At 60.0% G+C, this 26,066-nt stretch carries 22 protein-coding genes and 6 pseudogenes; 15 read left to right on the top strand and 13 right to left on the bottom strand.

Annotation, left to right across the window (positions count from 1 at the left end):
• Positions 1-22: 22 nt before the first annotated feature.
• A complete protein-coding gene (locus AC0NIE_RS32295; RefSeq protein WP_473489962.1) occupies positions 23-277 on the bottom strand; it encodes a DNA -binding domain-containing protein in 255 nt (84 codons plus the stop codon).
• Positions 278-404: 127 nt separating this feature from the next.
• Here AC0NIE_RS32295 and AC0NIE_RS32290 point away from each other — a divergent pair, with 127 nt between their 5' ends.
• From AC0NIE_RS32290 to AC0NIE_RS32275, 4 genes are all read left to right on the top strand, one after another.
• Positions 405-614 carry a helix-turn-helix domain-containing protein gene (locus AC0NIE_RS32290; RefSeq protein WP_010913773.1) on the top strand — a complete coding sequence of 70 codons (210 nt, stop codon included), beginning with the start codon at positions 405-407 and terminating at the stop codon, positions 612-614.
• Positions 615-916: 302 nt separating this feature from the next.
• Positions 917-1,132: a helix-turn-helix domain-containing protein gene (locus AC0NIE_RS32285; protein ID WP_473489963.1), complete on the top strand. Its 216-nt coding sequence runs from the start codon at positions 917-919 to the stop codon at positions 1,130-1,132.
• On the top strand, positions 1,047-1,394 hold the full coding sequence (locus AC0NIE_RS32280) for a helix-turn-helix domain-containing protein (RefSeq protein ID WP_474045159.1): 348 nt from the start codon (positions 1,047-1,049) through the stop codon (positions 1,392-1,394). Before AC0NIE_RS32285 ends, AC0NIE_RS32280 begins: the two co-directional genes overlap by 86 nt.
• Positions 1,395-1,546: 152 nt before the next feature.
• The gene (locus AC0NIE_RS32275) at positions 1,547-1,756 is read left to right on the top strand and encodes a helix-turn-helix transcriptional regulator (RefSeq protein WP_473489965.1); all 210 of its coding nucleotides are present in this window, start codon (positions 1,547-1,549) and stop codon (positions 1,754-1,756) included.
• 26 nt (positions 1,757-1,782) lie between these two features.
• Here the strand turns inward: AC0NIE_RS32275 and AC0NIE_RS32270 are convergent.
• Both AC0NIE_RS32270 and AC0NIE_RS32265 read right to left on the bottom strand, forming a co-directional pair.
• Positions 1,783-2,043: pseudogene (locus AC0NIE_RS32270) on the bottom strand (transposase); the annotation flags it as partial.
• A 433-nt stretch (positions 2,044-2,476) separates the two neighbouring features.
• Positions 2,477-3,605 (bottom strand): IS630 family transposase gene (locus AC0NIE_RS32265; protein ID WP_474045156.1). Its coding sequence is split into 2 segments (ribosomal slippage): positions 2,477-2,915 and positions 2,914-3,605, totalling 1,131 coding nucleotides; the frame shifts between segments, so codons are not numbered across the junction.
• Between the two features lie 38 nt (positions 3,606-3,643).
• Between AC0NIE_RS32265 and AC0NIE_RS32260 the strand changes: the two genes are divergently transcribed.
• Positions 3,644-3,946, top strand: coding sequence for a LexA family protein (locus AC0NIE_RS32260; protein ID WP_473490060.1), 303 nt, complete (start codon positions 3,644-3,646; stop codon positions 3,944-3,946).
• Positions 3,947-3,973: 27 nt separating this feature from the next.
• On the opposite strand, the pseudogene AC0NIE_RS32255 reads toward AC0NIE_RS32260, so the two are convergent.
• Positions 3,974-5,038 (bottom strand): annotated as a pseudogene (locus AC0NIE_RS32255) (IS630 family transposase).
• 55 nt (positions 5,039-5,093) lie between these two features.
• On the opposite strand from AC0NIE_RS32255, the gene AC0NIE_RS32250 reads away from it, so the two are divergent.
• Entirely contained in the window at positions 5,094-5,300 is a 207-nt protein-coding gene (locus AC0NIE_RS32250; RefSeq protein ID WP_473490030.1) for a cold-shock protein, read from the top strand.
• 260 nt (positions 5,301-5,560) lie between these two features.
• On the opposite strand, the gene AC0NIE_RS32245 is transcribed toward AC0NIE_RS32250, so the two are convergent.
• Together AC0NIE_RS32245 and AC0NIE_RS32240 are read right to left on the bottom strand one after the other, a co-directional pair.
• Entirely contained in the window at positions 5,561-6,052 is a 492-nt protein-coding gene (locus AC0NIE_RS32245) for a Ros/MucR family transcriptional regulator (protein ID WP_473490032.1), read from the bottom strand.
• 391 nt (positions 6,053-6,443) lie between these two features.
• Complete coding sequence (locus AC0NIE_RS32240) at positions 6,444-6,755, bottom strand: hypothetical protein (protein WP_473490029.1); 312 nt, start codon at positions 6,753-6,755, stop codon at positions 6,444-6,446.
• Positions 6,756-6,925: 170 nt separating this feature from the next.
• On the opposite strand from AC0NIE_RS32240, the gene AC0NIE_RS32235 reads away from it, so the two are divergent.
• Positions 6,926-7,105 carry a helix-turn-helix domain-containing protein gene (locus AC0NIE_RS32235; protein WP_473490028.1) on the top strand — a complete coding sequence of 60 codons (180 nt, stop codon included), beginning with the start codon at positions 6,926-6,928 and terminating at the stop codon, positions 7,103-7,105.
• 583 nt (positions 7,106-7,688) lie between these two features.
• Here the strand turns inward: AC0NIE_RS32235 and AC0NIE_RS32230 are convergent.
• Both AC0NIE_RS32230 and AC0NIE_RS32225 read right to left on the bottom strand, forming a co-directional pair.
• Positions 7,689-8,861 (bottom strand): IS110 family RNA-guided transposase, encoded by a 1,173-nt coding sequence (locus tag AC0NIE_RS32230; RefSeq protein WP_474045154.1) that lies wholly within the window; start codon positions 8,859-8,861, stop codon positions 7,689-7,691.
• A gap of 531 nt (positions 8,862-9,392) precedes the next feature.
• Positions 9,393-9,515, bottom strand: a pseudogene (locus AC0NIE_RS32225) (OmpW family outer membrane protein); the annotation flags it as partial.
• Positions 9,516-9,643: 128 nt separating this feature from the next.
• Between AC0NIE_RS32225 and AC0NIE_RS32220 the strand changes: the two are divergent.
• The 5 genes and pseudogenes from AC0NIE_RS32220 (at position 9,644) to AC0NIE_RS32200 (ending at position 12,347) form a co-directional block, all read left to right on the top strand.
• Positions 9,644-10,102: an SDR family NAD(P)-dependent oxidoreductase gene (locus tag AC0NIE_RS32220; RefSeq protein ID WP_473489992.1), complete on the top strand. Its 459-nt coding sequence runs from the start codon at positions 9,644-9,646 to the stop codon at positions 10,100-10,102.
• 283 nt (positions 10,103-10,385) lie between these two features.
• Positions 10,386-10,590, top strand: a pseudogene (locus AC0NIE_RS32215) (CCE_0567 family metalloprotein).
• Positions 10,587-10,893, top strand: a pseudogene (gene fdxB, locus AC0NIE_RS32210) (ferredoxin III, nif-specific). Before AC0NIE_RS32215 ends, fdxB begins: the two co-directional pseudogenes overlap by 4 nt.
• 126 nt (positions 10,894-11,019) lie before the next feature.
• Positions 11,020-11,151 (top strand): hypothetical protein, encoded by a 132-nt coding sequence (locus tag AC0NIE_RS32205; RefSeq protein WP_473489991.1) that lies wholly within the window; start codon positions 11,020-11,022, stop codon positions 11,149-11,151.
• A 183-nt stretch (positions 11,152-11,334) separates the two neighbouring features.
• A pseudogene (locus AC0NIE_RS32200) lies at positions 11,335-12,347 on the top strand (1-aminocyclopropane-1-carboxylate deaminase).
• 486 nt (positions 12,348-12,833) lie between these two features.
• Here AC0NIE_RS32200 and AC0NIE_RS32195 read toward each other — a convergent pair.
• Complete coding sequence (locus AC0NIE_RS32195; protein ID WP_473489990.1) at positions 12,834-13,193, bottom strand: iron-sulfur cluster assembly scaffold protein; 360 nt, start codon at positions 13,191-13,193, stop codon at positions 12,834-12,836.
• A gap of 325 nt (positions 13,194-13,518) precedes the next feature.
• Between AC0NIE_RS32195 and AC0NIE_RS32190 the strand changes: the two genes are divergently transcribed.
• Both AC0NIE_RS32190 and AC0NIE_RS32185 read left to right on the top strand, forming a co-directional pair.
• On the top strand, positions 13,519-14,244 hold the full coding sequence (locus AC0NIE_RS32190; RefSeq protein ID WP_473613781.1) for an antitoxin Xre/MbcA/ParS-like domain-containing protein: 726 nt from the start codon (positions 13,519-13,521) through the stop codon (positions 14,242-14,244).
• Between the two features lie 315 nt (positions 14,245-14,559).
• Positions 14,560-15,693, top strand: coding sequence for a porin (locus tag AC0NIE_RS32185; RefSeq protein WP_473489988.1), 1,134 nt, complete (start codon positions 14,560-14,562; stop codon positions 15,691-15,693).
• A gap of 334 nt (positions 15,694-16,027) precedes the next feature.
• Here AC0NIE_RS32185 and AC0NIE_RS32180 read toward each other — a convergent pair whose 3' ends face one another.
• Entirely contained in the window at positions 16,028-17,704 is a 1,677-nt protein-coding gene (locus AC0NIE_RS32180) for a tetratricopeptide repeat-containing sulfotransferase family protein (protein ID WP_474045151.1), read from the bottom strand.
• A 1,582-nt stretch (positions 17,705-19,286) separates the two neighbouring features.
• Between AC0NIE_RS32180 and AC0NIE_RS32175 the strand changes: the two genes are divergently transcribed.
• Positions 19,287-20,285: an omptin family outer membrane protease gene (locus AC0NIE_RS32175; protein ID WP_473490017.1), complete on the top strand. Its 999-nt coding sequence runs from the start codon at positions 19,287-19,289 to the stop codon at positions 20,283-20,285.
• A 1,423-nt stretch (positions 20,286-21,708) separates the two neighbouring features.
• Here AC0NIE_RS32175 and AC0NIE_RS32170 read toward each other — a convergent pair.
• The 3 genes from AC0NIE_RS32170 to AC0NIE_RS32160 form a co-directional block, all read right to left on the bottom strand.
• Positions 21,709-22,881: an IS110 family RNA-guided transposase gene (locus tag AC0NIE_RS32170; RefSeq protein ID WP_474045149.1), complete on the bottom strand. Its 1,173-nt coding sequence runs from the start codon at positions 22,879-22,881 to the stop codon at positions 21,709-21,711.
• Positions 22,882-23,137: 256 nt separating this feature from the next.
• Positions 23,138-23,479, bottom strand: coding sequence for a hypothetical protein (locus tag AC0NIE_RS32165; RefSeq protein ID WP_474045147.1), 342 nt, complete (start codon positions 23,477-23,479; stop codon positions 23,138-23,140).
• Positions 23,476-25,809 (bottom strand): S9 family peptidase, encoded by a 2,334-nt coding sequence (locus tag AC0NIE_RS32160; RefSeq protein ID WP_474045145.1) that lies wholly within the window; start codon positions 25,807-25,809, stop codon positions 23,476-23,478. Before AC0NIE_RS32160 ends, AC0NIE_RS32165 begins: the two co-directional genes overlap by 4 nt.
• Positions 25,810-26,066: the final 257 nt, after the last annotated feature.

The raw sequence follows: 26,066 nt of genomic DNA, 5'->3' as shown, positions 1-26,066 counted from the left end.
GGAATAGCTCACCTGGAGCCGGTCAGCGGCGCGCGAACAGTTCTTTGTATCCAGTCGTAACCATCCAGTTTGCCCGATCGAGATGGCTGCGAACCGCCATTCGGGCGCGCTCAGGTTCTCGCATCGGATCGATGCCGAGGACGAGCTGCGCCATCTCGTCTTCGCTGGCATAGTCGGCGGACGCGTCCAGGAGCCTCATATAGATCGTGAAGTGCTCGTTGTCGTAAGCGGTCAGACGGTCCGACCAAGGGACTTCGTCTTGAACTTTGGGTTTCATCGCGACCTCCTGCGGTTCGGGTTTGTCGTCATTGGATAGGGCAAGACATCTCCTCGTTGGGCTAATTATATCGAATAGGAACGATCGTTCCTAGAACGATAGTTCCGGTTCTGGTCCCTTTCTTGCCATGGACCTCAAGGAGGTCATGGCGATCAACATGCGTCGTTTGCGCCATGATCAGGACCTGACGCAGGAAGAATTGGCTGCCCGCGCAGAGCTGAGCATGCGCTATGTGGGCTCGATCGAGCGTGCTCGGGTTTCCGCAAGCGTCAGTGTGCTTGGCCAGCTGGCAAAAGCGCTTGACGTTGATCCTTGTGAGTTGATTAGGCCGCAGTAACAAAGGCAATCCGGCCCATCCCGGATTGCCGAAATCGATTTTGATGGCGCGCAACCGGCCGCCAGTGAACTGAGCCCGCTTTCTTCGACATGGGTCTAGACTTTTCGGCTTTGCTCCCTGGCGCAGCTTGCGTGACCTACAGCGCTGACCTTGGGCGATAATCATCGTCAGATCGCATCCGGGAAGTCGCGATCCCTAACAGCAGATAGTTCGGGCAAAGTCGACGCTCGTGCCAATTGCTCCTTAAGTTTGTAGAGTATGCTCCGTGGTGAAATCCTCAACAGGAGGGTGGCCTCTCGCGTATGGGAATCCGAGACGTCTTTGCCCGCAATCTGCTTAGGCTTCGCGAGAAAAAGAAGCTGTCGCAGGAGGCGCTGGCACATGAAGCTGGTGTTGATCGAACCTACATCAGCGCTCTTGAGCGCAGTGTATATGCTGCTACCATCGACATGGTCGAGAAGCTCGCTACGGTGCTGGAGGTTGAGCCGGCAACGATGCTCGATCCGCGATCTGAATAGACTTAAGCATCGTCTGATGCCGAGATCCCTTCGATCGCCCCGCCAACGCCAGCTGCTGGAACAGCTGATAGCGGCGCGCAAGAACAAGGGCTTAACCCAGGCCAAGGTTGCCGAAGCGCTTCGCTGCCCGCAGTCTTTCGTGGCCAAGTATGAGGGCGGTGAACGTCGCATGGACCTCATTGAGTTCCTCGACGTAGCGGAAGCGCTCGAAATCGACCCTTGCGAGGTTCTCGCACATGTGCGTCGCTTGCGTGACCGATAGCTCGTGCTGTGCTTGGCTTGAGCGATCAACGTCATCAAAATCGCATCCCTGGATTTGCTGCCCGGCGGCAGGTGGTTCGGCAAATCGATGACAATGTGGATTACATATTATAGTTGATAAACTTAAGGCCCGTGATCCGCTGACCTTCGCGCATGGAGATGCGCAAGCTGGTCGGACGAAATGCACGCAGGATCAGGGAGAACGCCGGCCTGACGCAGGAGCAGCTTGCCGAGATCGCCGGCTTCAGCCAGCAGTACATCAGCGGGCTGGAGAAGGGTAAAAGGAACCCCACCATCGTCACGCTTTATGAACTGGCACAAGCCCTCCGTGTCAGCCACATCGATCTGGTGCGACCTGACTGACCAGGATTAAGCGCTATTTGGAAATGGCGCCGACGCGCCGCGGACATTTCGACCGCATCCGTCGTGTAAATGATGCTGCGCACACTCGGATAGGCGAAGAACGGCACGACTTGCTGCCAGTCGCGCCGCCAGCTCTGAGCGATCGCCGGGTATCGCCGGCCCAGTCGCCGGCCTCGAAGCCCTCCAGAGCCTTCATGCCGGCTTGGCGTCCGCGCCCCGGCAGATGGCGCTGAGCGTCGGCACGACGGCTTTGCGAAATCAAGTAAATGGCGGATCAGGTGCACCAGCAGGTTAGCACTGTCGCCTGGGAAAAAGGTGGCGCCGGTCGCCTCTCTCTTGGCCAAGCAGTTCGCCAGCCTGCCGTCTTACCAGCACCTCGCCAATCTCGTTGCGTTCTTGTTTAGGCCTCGCAACAGAGCCTTCAAAGAAATTCATGGAATCTTTGCGACCGCAAATCGCTGTCAATGGTACGTGCCCCACAGCTTTCGAGTTCAGTGGCGCAGAAATCTGGTGTCGTTTTATGTTCCGCCGCCGAACAGCATTTGCGAAGAGCGCGAAATGACAAAGCCATCAGGACGAGGATTCGGTCTTCTATTTGGCGTCGTGCTGACCAATGATGATACTTGTCGATCGCCTAATGACAGCAGCACATCTTGATCGCCTTCGGATCCTGGGCCTTTGCGCGCATGCCGGCCTGACTGTTTGCCAACTAGTACCTTTTCACAGTGGTTCTGACTCTTTGACCACTTGCGGATAGGCCCGACCCATTTTGGCTCGGGCCTTGTCGGTTGTGAACATCCAATCGATACGAGCTCCGGCAGCGTTTCGCTGGCGCTCCCATGCGGCGATCTCGCTGGTGAGACGCTCGGCATTGTCGATACGTCGATCCAGGCACTGGCCGTTGAGGACGCCGATCTCGATCTCGACCATGTTGAGCCAACTGGCGTGCTTGGGCGTGTAGTGGAATTCCAGACGGCGCAGGATGCGGCGGGCTTCGGCCGGCGGGAAGGCTTCGTAGAGGGCGCCCGCCGTGTGGGTCGACAAATTGTCCTGCACGACGCGAATGCAGCTTGCGTCGGAATAATGGACATCGACGAGGTCGCGCATGCAGTGGGCATAATCTCGTGCGGTGCGCCGCGCGGTGACCTTGACCCTTCGAAGGCCGGTTCACGTCAAGAAAGACGAACAGATTGACGGTGCCATTGCGGCGGTACTCATAGTCGTAGCGCTCCAGCTGGCCGGGCTCGGCGGGGATGGGCTGACGAACCTCGCCGATGAGCTGCACCGGGGTCTCGTCGAAGCAGACTACCGGGCGCTTTGGATCGGGCGCTTCGGCATAGAGATCGAGCACGTCTTCCATGCGTGCCACATACTCGCCGTTGATCTGGGGAATGCACCACATGTCCCTGCGCCACGGCTTGAGCTGGTTCTCGGCCAGCCGGCGGCGCACCGTCTCGTGCGACAGACTATCGTGATCGGTCAGCTTGACCATGGCGTCGGCAAGCAGTTCCAGCGTCCAGCGGCGTCGGCCCGCAGGCGGGTTCGCGCACGCCGTCGCCACCAGCAAGGCTTCCTCCTTGCCGGTCAGCTTGCGCTCGGCCCCCGGACGCGGCAGTTCGCTCATTGCGTATTCCAGATTGCCCTCCACAAAACGGCGCTTGGTGCGATAGACGGTCGAGCCGCCCACCGCCGCCACCCGGGCAATCTCCTCGTCGCTGCTTCCGGCATTCGCGGCAAGCAGGATTTGGGCTCGCTTGAGCTTACGGGCAGCATGCCTGCCTCCCTTCAGCATGGTGTTCAACTCGTCGCGTTCGGCTTGGCTCAGTTCCACTCGATAACGTATGTTCATTGCGGCCTCCTCGTCGGAGGCACCGGACGAATCCAAAGATGAGTCAAAAATCAGACGCTGCACAGCGGCCCGCCGACAAGGGCTTCACCGAAAAGCAGGGTCAGTACCTGGCCTTCATCTACACCTATTCGTACATGTTTCGGTGCTCGCCCGCCGAAGCCGACATCCAACGCCATTTCCAGGTCAGTCCGCCGTCGGTCCATCAGATGATCGTCACCCTCGAACGCAACGGCCTCATTCGCCGTCAACCCCGCGTTCCAAGAAGCATCGAGATCCTTGTCCCTCCGCCACGCCTGCCCATTCTCGAATGGCTGGAAATCAACCAGTCAACATCACTGTGAAAAGGTACTAGTGGCTCTGCACAGTGATTATGACTCTTTGGCGGTTGGCACTGGATAGGCTTTGGCCAATTTGAGGCGGGCCTGTTCAGTTGAGAACATCCAGTTGATGCGGGCGCCGCTGTTATTTCGCTGGTTTTCCCAAGCGGCGACCTCGGCAACGAGGCTGTCGCGACTTTCGATGCGGCGGTGGAGGCACTGACTGCGCAGGACGCCGATCTCGATCTCGACCATGTTGAGCCAGCTGGCATGCTTGGGCGTGTAGTGGAACTCCAGCCGTCGCAGGATGCGTCGCGCCTCTGATGGCGGCAGGGCCATAGAGCGCGGCGGGCGAGTGGGTGGACAGATTGTCCAGGACCACGCGGATGCAGGCGGCCTCGGGATAATGGACATCGGCGAGATCGCGCATACAGTGGGCAAAATCGGCGGCGGCGCGCCGCTCGGTGACTTTCACCTTGCGCCAGGGTCGGTGAGCGTCGAGGAAGACGAACAGATTGGCAGTGCCGTTGCGCCTGTACTCGTAGTCGTAGCGCGCATCCTTCCCGGCGCGGCCGGGATCGGCTGGCGCACTTCGCCGATGAGTTGGGTGGGGCTTTCGTCGAAGCACACGACCGGCCGCCGTGGATCTGGCGCCTCGGCGTAGAGGTCGAGCACATCCTCCATGCGCGCGACATACTCGGCGTCGATCTTGGGAATGCACCACATGTCCTTGCGCCACGGCTTGAGGTCGTTCTCGGCCAAGCGACGGCGCACCGTCTCGCGCGACAGCTGTTCATGCTCGGTCAACTTGACGAACGCGTCCGCCAGCAGCTCCAGTGTCCAGCGGGCCCGGCCGGGCGGCGGACTGGAGCAGGCGGTGGCCACCAGCAAGGCTTCCTCCTTGCCCGTCAACTTGCGCTCCGCCCCGGGACGTGGCTCTTCGCTGAGCGCCGCCTCCAGGCCTGTCTGCACGAAGCGGCGCTTGGTGCGGTAGACCGTGGAGCCGCCGACCACCACCGTCGTCGCAATGGTCTCGTCCCTCTGGCCGGCGTCGGCAGCCAGCAGGATCTGGGCCCGCTTGAGCTTGCGCGCCGGATGCTTGCCACTGCGCAGCATCGCTGTGAGTCATACGCATTGCGCTGGGGAGTCCACCGCCGGGACGAGTTCCCAGTTGGAGAGCGAGGGCACCGTTAAGTGGTACAATCCCCAAAAGGGCTTCGGCTTCATTGCTCCTGAAAACGGTGAGAAGGCCATCTTCGTTCATGCCACCGCGCTGACCCGCTCAGGACTCAGCATGCTGATGGAGGGTCAGAAGGTGTTTGTCCAATGCGGGCAGGGCAAGAAAGGCCTGGAAGTTCGGAGCATTCGCCTCGCTTAGAGCCAAATGCGTTGGCCTTGGACCGAAATCGCGCCTCAAACAAAGAAAAAGCCCGCTGCCGGGAGGAGATGGCAGCGGGCTCTATTTCGAATGAGACGCGGGAGAAGGTGCGCCCCATTCAGCGTCGGCACCACATCTGGGAGGAGTAGATGGCCGACACCATGGTCATACCGATAGCCGCAGCTATTGCAATGCACAAATTTCATATCGCGAGTGCGAAATGATGCCGCATCCGCTTGGTCGATCCTGAAAAAGTGCGGTCAGGCTGCGGCTTTCTTGCGGGCACGCTTAGCAGGTGCCGGCGCTCCCGGTTCTTTCGGTTTGCGGCCCAGACCCATGGTCTTGGCCAATGCCGAGCGCGCCGCAGCGTAGTTCGGCGCCACCATGGGATAGTCCGCCGGCAGCCCCCATTTCGCGCGATATTCGTCGGGCGTGAGGCCATAGTGGGTAGTCAGGTGACGCTTGAGCGACTTGAACTTCTTACCGTCCTCAAGGCTGACAATGTAATCGGGTGTAACCGATTTTCTGATCGGTACGGCAGGCTTGAGAGCTTCCGGCTTTTCTGGTGCGGCACCACCAGCAGTGCCTGTCAATGCGATGTGGATCTGGCCGATAAGCCCAGGCAGTTCACCGACGGGAACCGGATTATTCGAAACATAGGCTGAGACGACATGGGCGGTGAGAGGTCGTGTCCCACCGCGTGGTGTAGGTCGGCGGTAGCGATTGGGAGATCGGCTGCATCCTGGGATCACGCAGCGCACGGCCGCCTTTCATCTGGGCAACGCTGACCGGAAGCTTGGGTGACGACCACCAGGCAGGCAATTGGGCGCCTGGCCCGTTCGGGTTTTTCGGATCAATGACAAGTTAGCTTCACGTGCGCGGCGGGGTTGAAGAGTCGCCTGTGGGCGCTCGAGTGCCTTAATGCCCATTGTGCTTACGGCGAATTGCCTGCCCGCTTGTTCAGCCGAAAAAACGTGGCCCCCGATTGAACGTCGTTCTTCGGGGCATCGACGGATCGCTCGCCGGACCTTCACATCGCGAGATCGCTGAAGTGCTGATCGGAGAAGTCGGATCCACGCGAACTGGATGGATCCTGGCGATCACCTCAGCGACCGCATTCGGCGCGTCTCTCCGGCCGTGCGCTCAGGAATGGGGACTGTCGTGAGTTTCTTGCCTGAAAACGTGACAATCCAGCCGTGCGTCAGCCGGCGAACAGTTCGCTCGGTCGATATGGCTGCGAACAGCCTTGCGGGCGCGTGCCGGTTCAAGGACGGGGTCGATGCCGAGAATGAGTTCGGCCATTTCCTCTACGCTGGCATTGTCGGCGCAGGCGTCGAGGATGTGCAGGTAAATGGTGGAATGCTGCCTGTCGTAATTTGTGATGCTGTCTGACCAGGGGACTTCGTCGCGCAGTGGCGAGTTTTCAGTCCCATCTGTTCCCGTTGGCCTATTCATGTCTGCCGCGAACCTCACATGTTGATCACTGGATTCAAGACAGCATATCCCAAAATGGGATAATCCGGAACCGGGATTAGTGGCTGAGCCGGTTTTTACCCGACCGGTTCGCCTACATGCCCAAATCTCTTCGATCTCCCCGCCACCAGTGGTTTCTGGACCAGCTGATATTGCTGCGCAAGGCCAAAGGCATGACCCAGGCCCAGGTGGCTGAGAAACTTCGCCGGCCGCAATCCTTCGTGGCCAAGTATGAGGGTGGAGAGCGGCGTCTCGATATCATTGAGTTTCTCGACGTAACTGAAGCGCTTGACGCCGACCCGTGCGAGATTCTGTTGAGCCTGTGGTCATAGCTGGCGCCGGCGCGCGTCGCGGCGTGCACCGGCTGCCGGCGGACCAGCCCCGCTTTCTTCGGCAAGCTCAGGCCTCTCACCCATTCGGGCTCCCGCCCTGGCGCGGGTCGAAAGACCCGCGCAGCTCTTCTCTGTTGGGCCTTTCCCGGCGGGGCGGGGTAGGCGGCACGCCCTTCTAGGCCGCCGCGGCATCCCGCAACCTTCGCTCTGGCTTCGGGTCCCTCTCTTCGTTCCGGTCCTTCGGATGCGGTCAGCCTGGACGGCGGCCCTTGCGGTCGCAACTCGCCGCCCACCCCCGCTCACATGGGGACTTTGTCGTCAAGGCTGTCTTCGCATATCTACCTCGATGCGTTGTGATCCCAGGTCCGAGCCTGTCGTCTTGGCGCGGTGACAACACCGGTCCAAACTCACATACGGTCGCTGCGCTGTGGCAGCTGCACCAACATCCCGCTTTCGTCGGTAAGGCTCAGGGGAACGCGACCAATCTTCCGGACGGCATTTTAGGCCAAGTGGGGTGGGAGGTTCGTTCGCCCAGGATCAGCCGGGAGCGATCAATCCCGGCGGATGGAAAAGAGTACGTTGATCATGCCGGCTTCATGACAGCGCCCTCAATGACAGCACCATGATGAACATACTTCCATAGCGCGATCAGAAGTTTTCTCGCGAGCGCAATAATGGCCGGCTTCCGGCGCCTGCCACCGTCGAGCGCGACCCGCTCCTGGAACCATTGTGCTAAAGCCGATCGAGGTTGATGCAAAAGCCAGAACCACGACAATTGCACCATCACGGTCCTCAGCCTCGGATTGCCCGCTTTCGATACGCCCTGTTCCCGGCTGATCGATCCGCTTTGCCACGGTGTCGGCGTCAGACCGGCATAGGAGGCAAGCTGCCTTCGATTCGCAAATTCGCGATATAGACCCTCGGACCAAAGCACCTCGGCAAAGTCCGCTCCCACGCCGCGCAGTTGCTTGAGCATCGACATTCCATTGGCGACTTTTGATGGGTCGCATTCATCGCGAGCCACTTCGTCACGCGCTGCCTCCACGTCCTTGATTTGCCGAAGCACGAGCTCGATCCGGTCCAGTGCACGGACAATCTCCGCTTTGAGATTCGACGGTAGTTCACGACCGTCTCCGGTCCTGAGTTCTTCCAGTCGAGTGCGGCGGTCCCGCTTCAGCGGCTCAAATCCCACGATGCCCTGCGAGAACAAGAGCCCCTTGACCCGGTTCACGATCTTGATCCGCTCTGCGATGAGAGCGCGTCGTTCACGGCTGTTGCGCTTTCGGTCCTCTTGCTCGGGCGATGGCGGAACGACCATGGCGCATACCCGCGGCTCGCCGCGCTTGTAGGCAAGCAGGGCGCGAAGAAGGGTCTCGCCATTCAGCTTGTCCGTCTTCGCCCGGCGCTTCCTGCGTGACGTGGCAATGGATGCTGCATCAACCACATGGCTTTCGATACCGTCACGCTCAAGGATCCGATGTATCCAGAAGCCGTCCAGGCCAGCCTCCTGGATTGCGATCACCGGCACGTCACGGCCCGTTCTGCGCTGAACCGTCGCCTTCAACTGGCGGATAAGGTCGAACAATCCGGCCGTATCGCCTGCCTTGACGACGCGCTTTGACATCTTCTCTCCGTTGCACGGCAACAAGCTTGTCACCAACCAGCTCGAGCGACTGAGTTCCAGGGACAGGAAGATAGCGCCGAGTGTCGTATGGACCGCATCGGTTTCAATCTCAGTCACGCTTTCAGCTTTCATGTGTTCTATCCCTCCAAGTTGTTCATGAGCAATACGCCGGCCAAAGCGAGTTGATCGCAGCTGCGGTCATCGCTTCGCGATGTGGTTTTGGTTGTTGCCTGCCCCCGCTCGCGGGGTGGGCGACGCTCCTTTCTAGGCCCGCTGCGGCAGGCCGCAATGTTCGCTCCGCTCACATCCTCCACTCCGTTCCGGCCCTTCGGGTGCGGCCTGCCTCGTTCAGCGGGCCAAGCCAGTCGCGTTCTGCCGCCCACCCCACTCACGGGGGCAGGCACGCGAGATCGGGATCGAGCGCTGCCTCCACCGCCCATGGGATCTTCCGGGGAAAGCCGCGATTGGCGAGCGAAGAACGATGCAGACAGAAGCGAACCGCTAGCGGAGACACAGGTGAGGGGCGGGCGCTCGGGTGTCAGGCTCTACCAGGAGATCACAGGCCGTATCATTGCCGAGCTGGAGCCCGACACCGTAACGTGTGTGCATGGGGCAGGGCGAGGGCGGCCCTGGCTGTCGAGGAATGCTTCCCTGGCGCCAAGCAGGCGGCAGCAGCCAAACCTTGCCGATATTCCCCAGCCCGCCGATCGAGCCTTGGCCTGTGGTGTTGGCATAGGTGGTGCCGAGGCTAAGCTCGGCGGCGACGTTGTCCGTGAAGAAATACGTGCTGTTTTACCCCGGCGATCATTCTGCCTCTGACCGTTGGCAGGCCGGGATCATCGCGGCTCGTCGCGGAGCAGTTTTCATGAAGCAGGCGGGTCGCGTCGTCATCATCACAGGCGCCGCGAGCGGGGATCGGCGGTGCCCTGATCGATCTTTTTGCCGGGGATGGCGCAACTGTTGTTGCCGTGGACCTTCCGGGCAGCGGCGTGGTGAACTGGCCCATGGCTCGGCCATCCACATCTCGGCCTCGAATGCGATGTCTCGCGAAAGAAGCTATCCTCGCGCTTTACGGCCGGGTCGAAGCGCAGTTCGCGCACATCGGCGTCCTCATCAATAATGCTGGGGTGGAACCCACCATGGCCGCGACTGCCGGCTTCCGACGCGGGCTGGCGGTAAACCTGATTGGACCGTTCGTCATGGCCCTCGAGGCGGCGCGGCGGATTCAGCCGGGTGGTGTCATCGTCAGCCTCGCTTCGGTGGCCGGCGTGGTCGGCAATCCCAAACGCAACGCCTACGCAGCCTCGAAAGCGGGCTTGATCTCGTTGACGAAGTCGCTTGCACGCGAGTGGCTTCCCGCGACATCCGCGTGACGGCGGTAGCCCCGGGCTACGTGCGCACGCCGATGGCGGCAGAACTGGAACGCGCGGGCAAAATAGACCTCTCGCGGCGGTACGCCGCCGCGTGCCGATGGCGAGCAGAGATGAGCCGTGGGGGCTTCGGGCGCGAGCTGTTCACGTTCTGTCGAAGACCCTGCGCGACGTCCACCGGTTCGGCTTCGACGAGGCCGGCACGCCGGCGGTGCGGTCGCGGCTATCGAAGCGCGTCCCGACATGGCGCGGGCGTAAGAAAAGCCGGCTTGCGAGGAAGAGAATCATGTCAGACCTTGAGCTGCTGCAGAAGAAGGTCCGCAACCTGCAGTGGCGCCGCGGGAGCCGCCAAGAGGGAATTGCACGACCTTGCAGAGGACCTGCCGGTCAACTGGACCGAGATCAAGGCAGTCGCCAGGAAAGCCTTCGAGCTTTTTGCCGAGTTGAATGCGGCAAAGGAAGAACTCGCGGCGTTGGAGAATTCACAATGACGGGCGCTTTTGTCACCCGCGACGGCTTACCATGGACGCCGCACTATCTGACGGCGATCGATGGCGCGACCTGCATCGGCTGCGGCCGCTGCTTCAAGGTCTGCGCGCGCGAGGTCATGCACCTTCATGGCGTCGATGACGCAGGCGAAATCCTCGGCATCTGCGCGGGCGAGGACGACGACTTCGACGGCGAGCTCAACCGCATGGTCATGGTCGTCGATCCAGGCCGGCCGTTGCGCGCCTGCGGCCGCGTCTGCCCGAAGAACTGCCAGACCCACAGCGGCCAACAAGCTTGCTGCATGAGCTGGGGACAAGACCAGGAGAACGGCGTTCTTTTAGAATCTTTTGTTGCGTCCTGTCGCTGGTCCTGTGCGCCAACGCTGTGACGGTTTACGTTCCTCCCATTCCATCGGCAGAGCAATCGTGATCATGCTGGCTTCTTCACTGCTTTTTCAGCTGGCCTATTTCGCAAGCGTGCTCTCTCTGGTCTGGCGGTCTGGCTGCGCTCGCAAAGCTGGCAATAGCGCAGATGCCGACCGCGTGTCGTCTTTGGTTTCCTAGGCGATGGTCGCCTCATCGCAGCATGCCGACATGTGGATCGCTTCGTCTCAATCGCAAGGAAAGCGCTGGAAGTCCCCAGGGCTCTGATGGGACGTCGGAGAGCGCGGCCGACCAATCCAAGCAGCGCTTATGGAACGAGTTTTGCGTGGCTATTTCAGCTGAATGATCATCGCCGGAGAGAATATGCTGGAAAAATTCGAACGTTACCCGCTCACCTTTGGACCCACACCCATTGAGAAGCTCGACCGGCTCGGCAAGCATCTGGGGGGAAAGGTCGAAATCTACGCCAAGCGCGAGGACTGCAACTCCGGTCTCGCGTTCGGCGGAAACAAGCTGCGCAAGCTCGAATACATCATCCCCGACGCGATCGCGTCAGATGCCGATCCCCTCGTAACCGTCGGTGGCGTGCAGTCCAACCACACGCGCATGGTCGCCGCCGTTGCCGCCAAGATCGGCATGAAATGTCTCCTGGTTCAGGAGAGCTGGGTTCCGCATGAGGATGTCGTCTACGACCGCGTCGGCAACATTCTCTTGAGCCGCATCATGGGAGCGGAGGTGCGTCTGGTCGACGATGGCTTTGACATCGGCATCCGGCACAGTTGGGAAAAAGCGCTCTATGAGGTCAAGGCAAGGGGCGGCAGGCCCTATGCGATACCCGCCGGGGCGTCTGTTCACCCGAACGGCGGCCTCGGCTATGTCGGGTTCGCCGACGAGGTGCGCGCCCAGGAGAAACAGCTTGGGTTTGCTTCGACTATATTGTCGTTTGCACGGTCACGGGTTCAACGCATGCCGGCATGCTCGTCGGGTTCGCCGAGGACGGTCGACAGCGCACCGTGATCGGTATCGATGCCTCTGCCACTCCCGCAAAGACCAAGGCTCAGGTGCTTAGCATTGCCCAACATACAGCGATGCTCGTCGAGCTCGGAACGGAACTTGCCGAGGATGACATGGTGTTGCTCGAGGACTACGCGTACCCGCGTTATGGTATTCCATCCGAGGAAACCAAGGAGGCGATCCGCCTGTGTGCGCGGCTTGAGGGTATGATTACCGATCCCCTCTATGAGGGCAAATCGATGCAAGGGATGATCGACCTCGTCCAAAAAGGCTTCTTTCCAGAGGGCTCGAGGATCCTCTACGCGCATCTCGGCGGCGCCCCGGCCATCAATGGTTATGGCTACACCTTTCGCAATGGCTGACGCGTGACAGCTCGCGTTGCGCCCCCCTGCCGTGACAGCGCTGCGCCAAGTTTTTCCGAAGGCCGTTGGGAAACCGCAGTGGGCAGTTAACTGCCTCGGTGAGCACGACAAGACGCTGCCCAGTTCCCGACCCGCGCCAGGCTTGTTCGACCGCCAACGCAAGCTCCCGTGCGGTGGCAAAATGTCCGCCACCGGGGCCATCTACCCCAACGTAATCGGTGTCGCAGAATCCGCAGAGCCGCATATGACATTGCTTAAGCGGCCTTCGAGTGAGCAAGGGAGCATCTCGCCTGGCTTACGAGACGCGGCAATAGGTGGGAAATGTCCCACTGCACGTTTTGCAGCTCGTGCCACCGTGGGGGCCCGATGCCGAAAACCCACTCGCCCGAACTCCACGCAGAATCAAGTTTCAGCGGGTGGAGGCTGCGGGGAAGGGTCTCTGGTTCCTCGAGCCTATCACCACGAGAAACGCCGCTATCACGTCGCTCATGGCGATGATGCCTTGACGAGGACGAGGCGTGAGAATCCTGGTGTCTCCTCGAAAGCCTGCCTCACAGCACGGAAGAACTCGCTCATCAGCCGCAAGCCGCGCTCCAGGATGAGCCGGTCGAGCGATGAGTATGTCGTGTGGGGCAGGGCGCCGAGAAAATCCGCCATGTCCTGATCGGTGATCTGAAGGGCTTCATCGATGGTCTTGCCGACGATGAATTCGATAAACGTCGAGGAAGCGGTTATGGCCGAGCCGCGGCCGAAGGTCTGGAACGTTGCGGCAGTAATCGTCTCGGTCTTGGGGTCGAAACCCATCATCAATTTAAGCCCGTCGCCGCAGGCGACGGCGCCCGGCAACGGGCTGCACGTTTCAAAACTCTCTCGGCGATTTCACGCACGTATCGCAGATTGGGGACCCTGGACACCCCCAGATCGGCTTGCCCGCGTAGCAGCGGCAGTTGTCTATGGGACGCGGCCATCTGCAAACGCGATGGTATCGTCCGGAATATTATATTGGCGAACTGAACACCACGTCGCGCATACTTGCAGCTGGCGGGGACAAACGCCCATGATTGTGGGGGGCAAAGACAGTCGTTCATCGACGTTCTCCCCTTTTTTTATTGAGAGTCATAAGTTGAAACCGCAAGACGGCTGCTAGGTTGCGAGCATAGGAAGACGCAATATGTCGCCGTCCTCAAGCTTCAGGTCTTCAACGCTCTTTCAGCGGCTTGCTGAGGGAATGCTATTGGGAAAGCCACATATGTCCGGGTCGAGTGATCTTGCGGATGAAAAGCGCCAGAGCGAGCTTTCAAGCTTTGTCCTGAGGGAGGTGCAGCGCATTCTCGCCCAATGTGATGAGGCGAGGCAGGTTGGCAGGGCAGCTGTTGCGCCTGCTTCCGCCGATTTGACTGCCGTGGCCGCTGAATTGCTTGGCAGGCTGGAGGCCGAAGCAGCGCGACGGCTGAACGCTCAGGCGTGTGAGATCGCTTCGCGACCCCGGCCAGCCGATCATCCGCTCGGGCATTCGGTACTGAAAGATTATCCGAGAGAAGGCTCGCGCATTGCAGAGTGGGCCGGTCCAGTTGCTGGCTCGACGCATCTCGAGAGACGTTTTGGGATACCGCGGTCAACGCTGCATTGGTGGCAGCAGCACAATGATGTGGTTGCCTTTCGAAGAGGCTCCCGCAAGCATGTATTTCCCCTGGCTCAGTTCATCGACGGCAGGCCCATGCCCGGAATCCGGCAGGTGCTCTCCTCGATGTCCGATCCCAGATTGGCTTGGCTGTGGCTGATCAGTCCCTCGCCTCTTCTCAAAGGCCGCGTTCCTATCGAATTGCTCAGGGAAGGTACGAACACAGAAGTCGTTGCGTCGGCCGCCCAGGCCATTTCTCTGATTGGAGATGTCTGACGTTGGTCAGGCGTCGGTGGTTTTTCGTGCAGATTTGATGCGTACGCAAATAGTCAATGTACCAATTGTGCGGTATGTATAAATGTATAGTTGTTCAATTTGTGCAAGTAATACTGAGAATTTTGTGATAAAAATACAACTGATACTGCAAGGTTTGGTCGGAAGCAGAGTTTGAACTTGCACTATTCCGTCCGGTGAATAGCGTTCGAGCCGGGAAGGATGCTTCGTGATGCGCATCTTTTTCGATCGTGGGGACAAGGGAGCGGTTCGTCCATCGACGTCCTCGCCCTTTTCAAATCATTCAAGGAGATCAAAATGAACATCAAGAGCCTTCTTCTCGGCTCCGCTGCGGCACTGGTCGCAGTTTCCGGTGCGCGCGCCGCCGACGCCGTCGTCGTTGCCGAGCCGGAACCCGCTGAATACGTCAAGATCTGCGACGTCTACGGCGCTGGCTACTTCTACATCCCCGGCACCGAGACCTGCCTGCGCATCGGCGGCTATGTCCGCTACGACATCGGCGTCGGCGACATCGGCACATTCACCGGTGCGGGGACCGTCGACGTCGAGGACGGCGACGAGCAGGATACCTACTGGAAGCGTGCTCGCTTCACGCTGAAGACCTGGACCGGCCAGGAAACCGAGCTCGGCACCTTGAAGACGTACACCGAGACCCGCTTCAACTTCCGCAACACCCAAGGCGACACATTTCCGGCCCTCAACGAAGCCGGCAACACGGGCGTTTCGCTACCCTACGCCTGGATCCAACTCGGTGGACTGCGCGTCGGTAAGGACGACTCCGCCTTCGATACGTTCAGCGGCTACGCCGGCAACGTCTTGAACGATACGCTGGTTCCCTACGGTGGCTTCGACACCAACGTCGTCCAGTACTATTTCGACGCCGGCAACGGCTTCTCCGCCGTGGTTTCGCTCGAACAAGGTTACGGCGACTTCACGATCGACAGCTACGTCCCGCATGTCGTCGGCGGTGTGAAGTGGACGCAGGGCTGGGGCGCGATCACCGGCGTCATTGCCTATGACAGCAACTATGAAGAAGTGGCCGGCAAGGTTCGCCTCGACGTCACCCCGATGGAGAACCTGTCGCTGTTCATCATGGCCGGCTACGGCACCGACGACAACTACACGGATGGCGGCTTCGCAATCCCCGCCAGCGGCCGCGGCATGTACAAGCTGTGGAGCGGCAATTGGGCAGTCTGGGGCGGTGGCACCTACACCGTCAACGAGAAGACCTCGTTCAACACCCAGATCTCGTATGACGAAGGTGAGAATCTCGGCGTCGTGGCGAACATCGCCTACGATATCGTCCCCGGCCTGACGATCACGGCCGAAGCCAGCTACTTCCATCTTGGTGATGAGACCGTCAGCAACTGGACCGGTGCCGATGACGACGACAACTTCGGCGGCCTCCTCCGCTTCCAGCGCTCGTTCTAATCAGTAGCGTTTGACTGAAATCGAACCCGGCGGGCAACCGCCGGTTTTTTTTGTATCGGCGTGGCTGTCGCGTTGCGTGATGCATGACGCCGGCAATGCCAGCCATGGCCGTTCTTTGCTGGATCGGCCTTCAATTTCCCAACGCCGGCGAATGGGCATCAGCCACCATGCCTTCCTCGTCTCAGGGCGGAGCGACGCGAAAGCGGAGCGCAGACCCTGGAAATGACGATGGGAGGGATGCTGACCGGTGCCGGTCGCACGCTAGAAATCGGCCCGCGAATCTATGCGCTTGCCACCCCCCGCGGTCCACACAATGCGGACCGCCGACCTCAAGTCAAATGTCTGCAAGATCGCCCAGCGACTGTATCAGCGGCTGAATTTCGTTTTCATAGTTCTTCCAGCGCTTGACGGACGATTTGTAAATCGGTTGACGAACCTGCCAGCGACTGGGCGTGTTGACCGAACCATCCCTGTCGAAAAAGCGCAGGCAGGCATCATCCCAGGGCAGCCCGAGATAATCTATCAGGCGGCGTGATTGCGCTTCCTGGTCCTCGACCAGCGTTTCGTAGCGATTTTCGAAGATAAGGCCCGGAAAAACCTCGTTCCAATGCTGCATCAGGCGGTCATACTCGCGATAATACAGCCCGAGTGTCTGCAAGTCGGTATTGTAGCTGTGTGCCTCGCTGAAGTTGAGGACAAAGCAAGAGACGCAATTGTCGATGGCGTCACGACGGCAATGAATGATGCGTGCGTTGGGGAAGAGAAGCCCGATAAGGCCGATCAGTTCGAAATTGTGCGGCGTCTTATCCACGACGCGAAGTGCGGCAGGCGCCCGCTCCCGCAAGTAGGACAGATGCTCTTCGGCCAAGGTTCTGGACAGGTCTTCCGTGATCGACGTGATTGGCTGGTGCAAATCTCCAGCCGATGATGTCTTGAGACCGATCGCATTCGCGACCCGCCTTAGTTTGCTAAGCTCCCCTGCACCATGAACATCGGGATGGCTGGCGCAGATCTGCTCGGTGAGCGTCGTTCCCGAGCGGGGCATGCCAACCACGAACACAGGCATTTCGGAAGGATTTCCATAGCCGGCCCGGGCAGCCAAAAAGTCCGGCGTGAAGGTCTCAATCATCGAATCGATCCACCGACGATACAAGTCGATATCGAACTTGTGGCCTGAGGCCTGTTTCGCCCTGTTGAAGTGGTCGAATGCCTCATCATAGCGCTTGAGGTCGTTCAGCACCTTGCCGGCGGCGTGATGGAGTTGCTGCGCGGCTTCCGAACCAAGTTTCGGATTACCGAGTTCGCGAAGGATGGATTGGAGCTCCTCGGGCTCCTCGGTGAACTTTCGCGTCTGTACAAGGTCGTTGTAGGCAGCCGGCACCCCAATACGGCGATCGATCGCTTCTTTCAGATAGACGGCGGCTTCATCCATACGCCCCAGGCCGCTGAGCGCGCCGGCCAGCCCGGCTCGCACCTTGGGATGATCGCGGTTGATTTTCAGCGCCTTCTCGTAAAGCGGTAGAGCCATGTCGGGTTTGTCAAACGCCGTGTAAGTGCGCCCCAATGCACAAAGTGCTTCGATAAGGCCGGGCTGCAGTTCCAGGGCATACTGCATATGCCTGATTGCTGGCGCATACTCGCTGACCTTCACATAGGCCTCGCCAAGGCTGAGGTGGTAGTAGGGGTTTTTAGGTTCCTCGCCGACCGCCCGTGCGAAATATCGCAAGGCCCTCTCATCGTCGTAACCCAGATAGAAGGTCCCCAGGATGTACAAGGCGAGCGGATGGTTTGGCGTGCGCTCCAGAACCCGAAGGCATAGGTCCTGAGCCTCGTCGAGCCGCTTGGCCTGCTGAAAGGCATATGCCTGTTTCAGCAGCGCGTCGTCGGCCTGTGCACGCGATTGGGCGTTGCCTTTCTGCAGGTTCACTGGCTTTACTATCGGCACCTTCGCTTTCGGCGCGGGTCCGGGCTTGATGTGCTTTGACCAGGCAGGTGGGAGTCGATTGTTCATGCTATCTCGCTAGCAAACGAGATATCTCGCTTAGCAAAAAGAGCGGCGGGAATCCAGCATGATGTCGCAGCCAAGGCGCGAGCTTGCGCGGCCAACTGTGCCGCGCTAGCAAGAAGGCCCTTTTTGAACGAGCCTTTGCCATGCGCCAGCGGGCTCCCCTCACGCTGATCGGCCAATGGCGCGTCCACTCCGACTGAAACGATCCTCGCGATCACCTGCGCGATCGCATCCGCCGCGCCGTTTCGCGTCGCCGCGCACTGATGAATGGCGCGTACCTCGACTTTCCCGTCTGAAAAGGCGTGGCAATCCGCGCCGTATTCAGCCGCCGAACAGGTGCTTGCTGCCGCTCGTCACCATCCAGTTGCGCGGTCGGGTACTTGAGGCGGCCGGGAAGGCGCGGAACCGGTCTAGCGGGTGCATCGCTTAGGTTATGCATCAAGTGTCCTCTTTGCTCGACTGTATTGATAGTCCGAGCGTTCTGGCAGCACGGGCATTTCAGGCTGTATCTTTTGTCCCAGGCTCTTTCCAGACTTGCAACTTCATCTTACCTCGGCAAGGCCGCTTCACCCTGCGGTTACGAAGTAACACGGTTGCTTTTCTGTAAGAAGGTCCCCCTTTCTGCGCAATTAACCTCAAGTCATCCGGAATCCTGCATGCTTGTAATATATGTTTTGCAGTTTTTTACCATATATTTAATGAAAAAATGCTGTTCATTAGCCAGACATTACATCTAAAAGTGAGTCGGACCTGCGCGGATGGCAGCATGAATCGGGATTTTGACCACTAGCAGGAGAGAATATGCCTTCCATATCTACTCGCAGCGCCAACGCAACGGACGCAGAGACGGTCGCCCGTTTCATTCACGCGCTACTCGATGAACTCTCAGGCGGGAAAGCGCCCACGCCCGACGTCGTCAGACAAAGCGCGGAGACGGTGCTTGCCGACGCTGGCGTGGTCGCTGTGATCGCAAGTGCAGATGACGAGCCGGTCGGCATGCACGGCGATCTGTGCAGGAGGCAAGTTTGGCTACATTTCGGAGCTGTAAATTCGACCCGACATGCGCTCCAAAGGGATTGCCCCTCATCTGCTTGAGGTCGCCTCACAGGAAAGCCGTGCTCGTGGTTGGACGCGACTTGAGGTTGGAGCGCCCGGGCAACCAAAATGGAAGCGCACGCTCGATTTCTATTTGCGGAAACGGGTTCGAGGAAGTCGGCCCTCGGCTCTGTCGGATAAACTAGACTCAGAGTGTCTGCTGTGGACTGGCTCAAAGCAACCTGCACGATCTCAGCGGATTGAGGTCCGGCGTGGTCGCTGCCTGCCGCTGCAATCGTACCGCATCGTCATCGCAAATGTGTGCCTCAGATAATGCAAGGTTCCCGTCACGCCGGCCGCCCGGAACGCATCGGCAAAAACCGCTGTCAATCGGGTCAAGCTAACGGCGTTTCCTTGAGTGTTGAGGAACAGAGCCGAGGGCGGCAATTTTGTCAACCTACAGGGGCGCCGCATAGACGACCGCACGTGACGTGCACCCGGTTAGGCTGCGTATAGCCAAATGGCGGATCATTCCTATGAGGGTAGTTTCATGAAATTGTATGCGAAAGTCTTTGGTGGAGCGGCAGCGTTGCTCGCTGCCTGGCCGGCGATGGCCAGCGCCGCGGCGGCGAGCGAACCGGCGCGCTACAATCCCAATTTCTCTTTCGTTGGCGGCGTCGGCGTCATCGACATCGAGGCCAACGAGCTAGTCTATCAGGCTCCCGGCAGCGGCTCGAAGCTGAGCCACCTTATCTGGGAAGGCACCGCTCCGGTCATTTCAGCCGAGATGACGGCGCGCAGCGAGGCCGGCTGGACCGCCAAGCTTTCCGGCCAGATCGCCTTCAGCGGCGACAGCTACATGGAAGACTATGACTGGATCCCGACCAATGATGGCTGGAACGACTGGATCCCGCCATTCTCGACCAAAGATGGCTGGAACGACTGGAGCGACCGTTCGCGCCATTCCGACACCGATCTGGATCACTTCTATTCGGCAACCGTCGCGATCGGCCATGACTTCCAGGTCAGCAATCAGCTGCTGATTAACGTCAACGGTGGCTTCAAGTACACCTCGGTCAAGTGGACTGCCTATGGCGGCTCCTATGTCCACAGCGATGCCGGCTTCCGGGATTCGGTTGGCGACTGGCCAGGAGGCACAAAGGTCGCCAGCTACCAGCAGAACTTGCCGGTCGCCTTTGCCGGCATCGATACGACCTATGTCAAGGATCACTGGAACTTCGGCTTTGCGCTGAGGGGCGGGATGACGTTCTCGGCCGGCGATACCGATCATCACTGGACGGGTGACGAGCGCTTCGAGGATGATTTCAAATCGGCGCCGGTTCTGATGGTCGGCGGCAGCGTCGGCTATCAGTATAACGAGCGGACCAGCTTCTTCGTCTCCGGCTCCTACGAAAAGGTGTTCACCGCTCGCGGCGACTACAACACCTATGACATTCCGACCGGCGCAGAGACTGGCGGCGAAGACGACATGAGCGGCGGCGATTTTGCCGCGGCGACGGTGATGGTCGGCATCAAGACCTCGTTCTGATTGAATGAACCCGACCGGCCCCAAACCGATGTCCGGACGGCGCAGAAATCGGTGGGCGCGATAGGAACGACGTTCTTTCGCCGAGCTGTCGTTCCGCGGTAGACCGTCTCTGATCTCGCAGCAGTCGCCCTTGTCCCCGACAATGGTATTAGGAGAGATGCAAACCGATGGGCCATCGAATAGGCCCATCGCGACAGCTGTGAGCTGATAGCCTTCAATCGTCGGCTTCCAGAACAACGTCGAGCCGCACTCAGAACCCGCGTTCAACTTTTATCGGACGATCGGTAGCAACGGGTGTTGTTCACCGCCGACTGAGAGCGCGTCGCACCGAACATTCACGGCAGCGAGGAAATGGCCCGATTCATTCGATGTGATCGAGCGTGAAGCACGCGACGTCGGCTGAGCAGACCGAGCGGTTCCTCCACCATCTGCATGAACATGCTCCGGAACTTTCAATCGCGGCTGACCTGGCCCGCCGCTTTGCCGCGATGATACGTGGCGACGACGATGCAGGCCTTCGCTCAATGGATCGGGGATGCCATGAACAGCGAACTGGCTTCGCTTCGCAGCAGGTCTCAGCCGTGACATTGAGGCTGCCCGGGCGGCAATCACCCAGCCCTGGAGTACGAGCCCGGTCGAAGGCCAGATCAACCGCCTCAAGACGATCAAGCGCCAGATGTACGGGCGCGCCGCCTATCCACTCCTCCGGAGCCGACTTCTGGCAGCCGCTTGACCAACCGGACAAAGGAACACCCGAAAAAAGTAGTCCCTGCACCAAATATGCGGAAGAACCCAATTTGGCCTAAGCTTGACGGCGCCCTCGCGCCTGACGGCGCAAGCCGGGTGCTCGTGAACCGAGCCCGCTTTTTCTTCGGCAGGCTCAGGCGGTCTCGGCCATCCGGCTTCGCCCCCTGGCGCGGGCAGCCTTTCGGCTGCTGATGGTCGCCGGCCTGTCGGCCGACGCGGTTTGTCTGTTGGCCTTTCCCGGCGGCGCGGGGTAGGCGGCACGCCCTTCTAGGCCGCCGCGGCATCCCGCAACCCTTCGCTCTGGCTTCGGGTCCCTCTCTTCGTTCCGGTCCTTCGGATGCGGTCAGCCTGGACGGCGGCCCTTGCGGTCGCAACTCGCCGCCCACCCCCGCTCACATGGGGACTTTGTCGTCAAGGCTGTCTTCGCATATCTACCTCGATGCGTTGTGATCCCAGGTCCGAGCCTGTCGTCTTGGTGCGGTGACAACACCGGTCCAAACTCACATACGGTCGCTGCGCTGTGGCAGCTGCACCAACATCCCGCTTTCGTCGGTAAGGCTCAGGGGAACGCGACCAATCTTCCGGACGGCATTTTAGGCCAAGTGGGGTGGGAGGTTCGTTCGCCCAGGATCAGCCGGGAGCGATCAATCCCGGCGGATGGAAAAGAGTACGTTGATCATGCCGGCTTCATGACAGCGCCCTCAATGACAGCACCATGATGAACATACTTCCATAGCGCGATCAGAAGTTTTCTCGCGAGCGCAATAATGGCCGGCTTCCGGCGCCTGCCACCGTCGAGCGCGACCCGCTCCTGGAACCATTGTGCTAAAGCCGATCGAGGTTGATGCAAAAGCCAGAACCACGACAATTGCACCATCACGGTCCTCAGCCTCGGATTGCCCGCTTTCGATACGCCCTGTTCCCGGCTGATCGATCCGCTTTGCCACGGTGTCGGCGTCAGACCGGCATAGGAGGCAAGCTGCCTTCGATTCGCAAATTCGCGATATAGACCCTCGGACCAAAGCACCTCGGCAAAGTCCGCTCCCACGCCGCGCAGTTGCTTGAGCATCGACATTCCATTGGCGACTTTTGATGGGTCGCATTCATCGCGAGCCACTTCGTCACGCGCTGCCTCCACGTCCTTGATTTGCCGAAGCACGAGCTCGATCCGGTCCAGTGCACGGACAATCTCCGCTTTGAGATTCGACGGTAGTTCACGACCGTCTCCGGTCCTGAGTTCTTCCAGTCGAGTGCGGCGGTCCCGCTTCAGCGGCTCAAATCCCACGATGCCCTGCGAGAACAAGAGCCCCTTGACCCGGTTCACGATCTTGATCCGCTCTGCGATGAGAGCGCGTCGTTCACGGCTGTTGCGCTTTCGGTCCTCTTGCTCGGGCGATGGCGGAACGACCATGGCGCATACCCGCGGCTCGCCGCGCTTGTAGGCAAGCAGGGCGCGAAGAAGGGTCTCGCCATCCAGCTTGTCCGTCTTCGCCCGGCGCTTCCTGCGTGACGTGGCAATGGATGCTGCATCAACCACATGGCTTTCGATACCGTCACGCTCAAGGATCCGATGTATCCAGAAGCCGTCCAGGCCAGCCTCCTGGATTGCGATCACCGGCACGTCACGGCCCGTTCTGCGCCGAACCGTCGCCTTCAACTGGCGGATAAGGTCGAACAATCCGGCCGTATCGCCTGCCTTGACGACGCGCTTTGACATCTTCTCTCCGTTGCACGGCAACAAGCTTGTCACCAACCAGCTCGAGCGACTGAGTTCCAGGGACATGAAGATAGCGCCGAGTGTCGTATGGACCGCATCGGTTTCAATCTCAGTCACGCTTTCAGCTTTCATGTGTTCTATCCCTCCAAGTTGTTCATGAGCAATACGCCGGCCAAAGCGAGTTGATCGCAGCTGCGGTCATCGCTTCGCGATGTGGTTTTGGTTGTTGCCTGCCCCCGCTCGCGGGGTGGGCGACGCTCCTTTCTAGGCCCGCTGCGGCAGGCCGCAATGTTCGCTCCGCTCACATCCTCCACTCCGTTCCGGCCCTTCGGGTGCGGCCTGCCTCGTTCAGCGGGCCAAGCCAGTCGCGTTCTGCCGCCCACCCCACTCACGGGGGCAGGCACGCGAGATCGGGATCGAGCGCTGCCTCCACCGCCCATGGGATCTTCCGGGGAAAGGCGCGGGATTGAAGAGCGGAGGCAAAACGAAGCAGGCAAGACAGAAGCGTACCTTCATCGAAGAGGCGGCAGAGGCCGAGCGCCATGTCCTCAATTCCCGCTTTGCGGCCGTCGAGCGTCGGAATCGTTCCTGTTTCCGTCTTGCGAAGACCGGTTGCGCAGGAATCGGCACAGGCCCTCGTCCGAGCGGTTCTCCGCTCGCTCGCCGCCTCGATCACAGCCAACAAAAGGGGGCGAGGATTGCTATAGGCAGAAGCTGCCGAAGCCATCATCGTGACGATTTGCTCTTTTGCAGCTCGGTTCGTTTAGCGTTCCAGTCGGGTGGGGTCTGATCGAGAATGTTGCGAACGAAGAAGTCCAGGAGTTTGCGCTCAGTGTAGATGCCTGGCGGGCCGTGATCGGCACCAGGCACATAGACCATGGCGAAATCTTTTCCCGCCTTGATGAGTCGGTCGGCAAGCTGCAGCGAGGAGGACGGGTCGACATTGCGGTCCATTTCGCCGACGACCAGCATCAGCTTGCCCCGCAGCCTGTAAGCATTGTCGATGGCGGAGGATTGGGAATATTCAATGCCGACTGGCCACCCCATCCACTGTTCGCTCCACCAGATCTGGTATAACCGGTTGTCGTAGCAGCCGCTGTTGGCGACCGCGACCTTATAGAATTCGGGATGGAAGAGCAGCGCGCCCACCGCGTTCTGGCCGCCTGCGGACCCGCCGAAAATGCCGACATTGGAGATATCGTACCACGGATACCTCGCGGCGGCCGCCTTGTGCCATAGAATGCGATCGGGAAAGCCTGCGTCCTTCAGATTTTTCCAGGCAACGTCATGAAAGGCACGCGAGCGGTTGTTGGTACCCATGCCATCGATCTGCACAACGACGAAGCCCAGCTGCGTGAGCGGCTCTGTCCGCGTTGAGAAGGATTTCGGGACGGAGGAGCCCTGGGGCCCGGCATAGATATTCTCCACCACCGGGTACTTCTTCTTCGGATCGAAATTGGCGGGCAGGTGGATCACGCCCCAGATATCAGTCTTGCCGTCGCGCCCCTTGGCGTGGAAGCTGAGTGGCGGCTGCCAGCCGGCGGCGACGAGCTCGGACATGTCGGCGGTCTCCACCTGCATGAGTTTGACATCGTCGCTGGCGCGGTAGAGCATCATGCGGGGCGGCAGATCGATGCGTGACCAGAGATCGACATAGTAGCGGCCGTCGGGAGAGAACTCGACATGGTGGTTGGCCGGCTCGGGCGTGAGCTCAGTCAGCCCCTCACCGTCGAAGCCGATGCGGTACGCATGGACGAAATATGGGTCCTCCCCCGGGTGCATCCCGCTCGCCTCGAACCAGATCTGGCGCTTGACCGGATCGACATGGTTGACCCCCCGCACGACCCACTCACCGCTGGTGATCTGGTGCTTGAGCGCGCCCGTCTGGCCGTCGAACAGATACAGGTGCTCGTGCCCGTCGCGCTCGGATGCCCAGATGATCTCCTTCCCGTCGTTGACGTCGTAACGAAAGATTTTCCCGGTACCCTCCTGATCCATCACCAGACGCTGGTAATCAACAAATGTCTTGCTGGTCTCGTCGATGATCGAGCGCGCACGGCCCGTGGCGGCGTCTACCTCGACCAGCCGATAGAGCTGATGGCCGCGCTGGTTATATTCGAAAGTAAAGCCGCGACCGTCCGCCCACCATTGGAGAGCGGAAAGTTCGAACGGGTTGGAGAACAGGGCGTTGTCGATCACGATCTGGCGGCGGCCGGCAATGTCGAACAGGACCGGCTGGGGCAGCGGAAGGACATCGCCCGGCTTGGGATAGACCATTGTCGAATATTCGCGCTGCAACTGGTCCGTCGACGAATCGAGGTAGTGGAGCTCCCGCTTGAAGCCGGGGCGAACACGGTAAGACGCGAGGTGGCGCGAGTCCGGCGACCAGCTCAGCGTCGAAAAGACGTAGTAATTGCCCTCGGATCCATCCCGGCTCAGCGCAACATCCTGCAATCCGTCCTTGCTGCGCAGGAAAACATTGTAGTTCTTTATATAGACGATCCATTTGCCGTCGGGCGAGACGCTCCTCTGGTCGGGGTTATTCTCAGCCGGTGGCGTGTAGTGGTGGCTGAGCTGAAAGTCCGGGGCGGTCAATTTTGCGCTGGTGCAGGCATAGCTTGCAACGTCGCAGCTCCACCGGACCTGCTCAATCAGGAAGTCGAGCCTGCGACCATCCTCGGTCAATTCGAAACGCTCGAAGGGAAGATCGCCGGCCTGATAGCTCTTATGGCTCGCTTCATTTAGCGCCGCCGCCAGACGGGCCTGATCGAAGGCGGCCCGTTTCAAACCCGTGTCAGCATCGACCCGCATGAACTGCTGCTCGCCATGGGTAGTCCGGCGGTATACGAACGCGTTGGCTCCAGTCAGCCAGAACGGCCCCTCGGGGACATTCACGGTGAGCCCGCGATAGCGATCGTTGATCGTCAGTGCCCGCTCCAAATCGCTCGGCGCTAGCGGTGGATGTGCACCGTTCGAACCGTTGGCCCGCGCCCGAGCGGTTGCCGATCCCGATGCACCTTGAATTGATAACGCGAGCGTCAAAGCGCCGATCTTGAACATATCTGTTCACCTCTTTCGGTTTTCGGTAGACGCATTGTTGGAGTCTGGCTTTTCATCGCCGGTGTGCAGCAGCGTTGAGCGTTGCTCGAAGGAGTCAGCACGCGGGTGCGGCCGAGACGGCAGTCACCATGACCCGTGCGCCCTACGCGGATATCCAGGAACTGGCCGGGTGAACTAGACTGAAGAGTGGACTCCGAGCCAGCAGGGTATTTCCATGTCCACAATGATGGAATGTTCAAAGCCCCATGACGCTTGCA

It is taken from the genome of Mesorhizobium sp. WSM4842 (assembly GCF_055901575.1).
The sequence above is the reverse complement of the archived record's forward strand: the minus strand, read 5'-3'. Positions and strand labels throughout refer to the sequence as shown.

Excerpts from the sequence above, each read along its gene's own strand:
- AC0NIE_RS32240 (WP_473490029.1), bottom strand. The coding sequence starts at position 6,755 with ATGAATAGGCCAACGGGAACAGATGGGACTGAAAACTCGCCACTGCGC.
- AC0NIE_RS32190 (WP_473613781.1), top strand. The coding sequence starts at position 13,519 with ATGTCGCCGTCCTCAAGCTTCAGGTCTTCAACGCTCTTTCAGCGGCTT.
- AC0NIE_RS32185 (WP_473489988.1), top strand. The coding sequence starts at position 14,560 with ATGAACATCAAGAGCCTTCTTCTCGGCTCCGCTGCGGCACTGGTCGCA.
- AC0NIE_RS32160 (WP_474045145.1), bottom strand. The coding sequence starts at position 25,809 with ATGTTCAAGATCGGCGCTTTGACGCTCGCGTTATCAATTCAAGGTGCA.
- AC0NIE_RS32165 (WP_474045147.1), bottom strand. The coding sequence starts at position 23,479 with ATGATGGCTTCGGCAGCTTCTGCCTATAGCAATCCTCGCCCCCTTTTG.
- AC0NIE_RS32205 (WP_473489991.1), top strand. The coding sequence starts at position 11,020 with ATGCTGGCTTCTTCACTGCTTTTTCAGCTGGCCTATTTCGCAAGCGTG.
- AC0NIE_RS32230 (WP_474045154.1), bottom strand. The coding sequence starts at position 8,861 with ATGAAAGCTGAAAGCGTGACTGAGATTGAAACCGATGCGGTCCATACG.
- AC0NIE_RS32170 (WP_474045149.1), bottom strand. The coding sequence starts at position 22,881 with ATGAAAGCTGAAAGCGTGACTGAGATTGAAACCGATGCGGTCCATACG.
- AC0NIE_RS32180 (WP_474045151.1), bottom strand. The coding sequence starts at position 17,704 with ATGAACAATCGACTCCCACCTGCCTGGTCAAAGCACATCAAGCCCGGA.
- AC0NIE_RS32295 (WP_473489962.1), bottom strand. The coding sequence starts at position 277 with ATGAAACCCAAAGTTCAAGACGAAGTCCCTTGGTCGGACCGTCTGACC.
- AC0NIE_RS32290 (WP_010913773.1), top strand. The coding sequence starts at position 405 with ATGGACCTCAAGGAGGTCATGGCGATCAACATGCGTCGTTTGCGCCAT.
- AC0NIE_RS32285 (WP_473489963.1), top strand. The coding sequence starts at position 917 with ATGGGAATCCGAGACGTCTTTGCCCGCAATCTGCTTAGGCTTCGCGAG.
- AC0NIE_RS32280 (WP_474045159.1), top strand. The coding sequence starts at position 1,047 with ATGCTGCTACCATCGACATGGTCGAGAAGCTCGCTACGGTGCTGGAGG.
- AC0NIE_RS32275 (WP_473489965.1), top strand. The coding sequence starts at position 1,547 with ATGGAGATGCGCAAGCTGGTCGGACGAAATGCACGCAGGATCAGGGAG.
- AC0NIE_RS32260 (WP_473490060.1), top strand. The coding sequence starts at position 3,644 with ATGAGTCAAAAATCAGACGCTGCACAGCGGCCCGCCGACAAGGGCTTC.
- AC0NIE_RS32175 (WP_473490017.1), top strand. The coding sequence starts at position 19,287 with ATGAAATTGTATGCGAAAGTCTTTGGTGGAGCGGCAGCGTTGCTCGCT.